Origin of the sequence: Persicirhabdus sediminis, from assembly GCF_016595495.1 — a bacterium.
In the GTDB taxonomy this organism is placed as follows: Bacteria; Verrucomicrobiota; Verrucomicrobiia; order Verrucomicrobiales; family Akkermansiaceae; genus Persicirhabdus; species Persicirhabdus sediminis.
On record NZ_JAENIM010000010.1, the window covers coordinates 1 to 3,128 of the forward strand.

General features: G+C 47.6%; 4 protein-coding genes. All 4 read left to right on the forward strand.

Annotation, left to right across the window (positions count from 1 at the left end):
* Positions 1-412: 412 nt before the first annotated feature.
* Positions 413-997 carry a V-type ATP synthase subunit I domain-containing protein gene (locus JIN82_RS02300; protein ID WP_200310024.1) on the forward strand — a complete coding sequence of 195 codons (585 nt, stop codon included), beginning with the start codon at positions 413-415 and terminating at the stop codon, positions 995-997.
* 214 nt (positions 998-1,211) lie between these two features.
* Positions 1,212-1,739 carry a DUF2947 family protein gene (locus JIN82_RS02305; RefSeq protein ID WP_200310025.1) on the forward strand — a complete coding sequence of 176 codons (528 nt, stop codon included), beginning with the start codon at positions 1,212-1,214 and terminating at the stop codon, positions 1,737-1,739.
* Between the two features lie 351 nt (positions 1,740-2,090).
* Positions 2,091-2,567 (forward strand): hypothetical protein, encoded by a 477-nt coding sequence (locus JIN82_RS02310; protein WP_200310026.1) that lies wholly within the window; start codon positions 2,091-2,093, stop codon positions 2,565-2,567.
* A gap of 33 nt (positions 2,568-2,600) precedes the next feature.
* Complete coding sequence (locus JIN82_RS02315; protein ID WP_200310027.1) at positions 2,601-3,005, forward strand: hypothetical protein; 405 nt, start codon at positions 2,601-2,603, stop codon at positions 3,003-3,005.
* The last annotated feature ends 123 nt before the right edge of the window (positions 3,006-3,128 follow it).

The window sequence follows — 3,128 nt, forward strand, 5'->3', positions numbered from 1 at the left end:
GACGTTCTGCTAAATAACCCATGTCTAAAACCCTACTCTACATAATCAAAGTTCTTGTCTCTATCGGCATAGCCTTCGCAGCTTTCTCAATATTCAAAAAACTGCTTGATCTGTTTATAACCACTGAAAGCCAAACGACGATAGACGCAATTTATATGATCGCATTCACTCTACTATATACAGCAATTAAGGAAGTTATTGAAGAGCTTATGGAGCCCCTTTTAAAGCTTCGTAAAGCAAACTGATATAAAGCTGCTAGTAGAGCTACTCACTAATCCCAACAAATTAACTTTGCAGAACAAGCCGCAGCACCCAACCGCTTCCTCTCCGAATTAATGACCTTTATGACAATTTCAATCCCAACCCAAGAACGTAGCGCGCTGAGCGGTCAGCGGTTGGTGTGCTAGACGTTATGCCAAAAGAATCGGACATCTCTGGCCTGCTGGCGGACACTCCGAACAAGAAATGCCGCCGCTGTGGTCGAGTGACTGAGTTCTTGGACATCGGCGGTCTTTCTATCCTCTGCGAAGACTGCGAGAAGATCGAATCGAAGGAAGAGAGTTCGAAGGAACTTACTGATTTCGACCGGAATCCAATCTCATACGACATCGATGAAGTTCTGCGAGATCGCGAACACTACGAGGTCCTGTCGTACTTTTCTGATTCGCTAGGCATGCCCGATCAGAGACTTCTTCCCTGCGAGGAGGTTCCAAGATTTGTCGGGCGCTTGTCGTGCGGTTGGCGGAACGGATTCTTCGACATGATAATAGAGGGACATCACTCAGTGCTTTTCCAGGTGTTACCCAGCCTCGAACGATGCGGAGCGACCAAAGCTGCCGAAGCAGTTTCGGAGTGCCTCGCCATTTTGGATCGATTCGGATACAGGAACCTGATTCCAGACCACGAGGAGCCCTATGCCGAGTTGTCGGAGAGTGATCGGGAGTCTTTGGATGATGCTCTGCGGGAACTTGAATCGAAGTGGGGAACCTTCGTCTGAATCGACAAAGAGATGCAGGTGTCTGCTCATCGATTGGTCATCGACCACAAGAGTGACTTCGCACCGAGAAAACCCAAGGCATAACAAGTCGCTGCACAGAACCCCTGACCCGCTCCGAGTCGAATTTCTCATGACCATTCAAACCTCAACCCTAGAATCAACGCTCGCTCCCGGTCAGGGATTCTGTGAGCTTTGACGTTATGCAGGAATATAAATGATACCGAATATCGATGCCTTAGAGTCTTTTGAGCTAATTTGGAGGTTTTCTGATGCGGAGAAGTATACGCAGCTGACTGCAGAGGAGTTTCTCCACTTTCAGCCATTAGAGATAGAGCGATCCAAAGGTCTGTGGGAGCAACACGTTTACTCTAACTCTACTTGTACCTCGAATCACTTGTGTAAATTAATTATCGGCAATCATATAGATTTACCTGATTTTTCTTTTCAATCATTTGCAGATGATAATGTGGCAGAGGTAATCAAAGAGCTCCATCAACGGATTTCTTGTGACCGTAGTTTAAAGATCTATTTCTTCTGGCATTCAGAAGTTTGTGTTGCATCAAACTGGGGTATATTTTTAGATCATTGGGACGATTTCTGTTACCCGTCTGATGACAGTAATATCATTATTTTTCCAGACCTAGATCTCGCTGTATTATATAGAGAGGATATGTGGTGGATTATGGAGCATCCTAAAAATAGTGTTCTGTTTGATCAGAATCTAAAAAATAGAAATGCATAACCAGCTCATGGACCCTACTTGGACAACGCCCGTCGATTAGGTCAAAGCCTGATTCCCAAGCGGGTCATGAGTAACGTTCTACAAAAAATGAAACGCGCTATCCTAACTGTACTAATCTTTGCTGGCATTGCGCACGCTGATGTTCCAGAGGTGCCTGATTCGCGTTCGCCAGATGGGAAGATCCACGTTGTGATGGATATTGATCGAGACCCGAAGATATCGCCTGGATGGAAGGGCGACAGCTTCCCTCAAATCGAGATCACTCGAAAGGGCTCAGGGGAGGTGTTAGCTTCCGTCGCATATTTTGGTTCGCCGGGCGATGATGAGCGCCCACTTCGGAAGCATGTGCGTGTGGACTGGCGACCTGACGGGAAGGCATTTGGTATCACCGTAGACGACAGATTTTACTCATCGTGCGTGGTCTACGTTCTCAACAAGAAGGGCAAGTTTGTATCGGCACCATCACTCCCAACAGATTACAAGAAGCTGACTGGATTTCCTTCCCCAGATGTTAAGCATCTGCGTCCCCGTGGAAGAGATGAAGTCGTTGGGTGGAATGAAGAAGGGCATCTGATCTATAGTATTTTCCGCTCCCCACTTCCTTCATTCACCGGAAACGATCCACTGCGGCATCGTGTTTATCTTGATGTCACTCCTACTAAGGTGACCGTTGTGAAGGTAGAGCGGGAGAATGGTGAGTGGAGACGCGGTGATTGGATACCAAACAATGTAGAACAAGTCGGCGCTGACCAACCCGCTACCGCTCCGGAGTCGAAGCTGGAGGACAATTTAAAACCTAAACCAGATTCGGAGGGGCGCTCCCAGTAGCGGGCGGCAGGCCGTTGACGTTCGGCAATAATTATGAAGAAGCCATCACGAGGATGCTTTTGGATACTCGGAATCATCTGTGTAGCTATATTGATTGTAGTCGTCTTAGATACATTTCTTCCTTCGAAAGCTGTTCGTAATTTGCCAGAGGGCGCTACTGATATTCAGGAGCATTACGAAGATGTTGGCTTCACCGGAGACTTTGTACGCGTGGTTAAAGCCCGTATTCCTGAGAGCGAAGTCGCTGAGTATGCGCGACGAGTTGGTGCAACGCGTAAAGAAGCTGGCGGGGCTGGCAGCGATTATTTTTCATGGACTGGGGCTGCTAGCTGGTTTGCGCCTGAGAATCCTCCGATGTATTTTCATTACGAGCCGGGATATCGAATATTAGTCGGATGGGAAGATGGCTACGTATATTTCGATGCAGCTGCGTGGTAAGAATGTGGCCGAACAAGTCGCTGCATCCGACCGCTAACCGCGCTCGACTTTGCTTAGGTTTTACAGGAAGGAAGATTTTAAGATGTTCGATGGTTGCTTCAGCGGCGGTTGAGCTTTACGTTC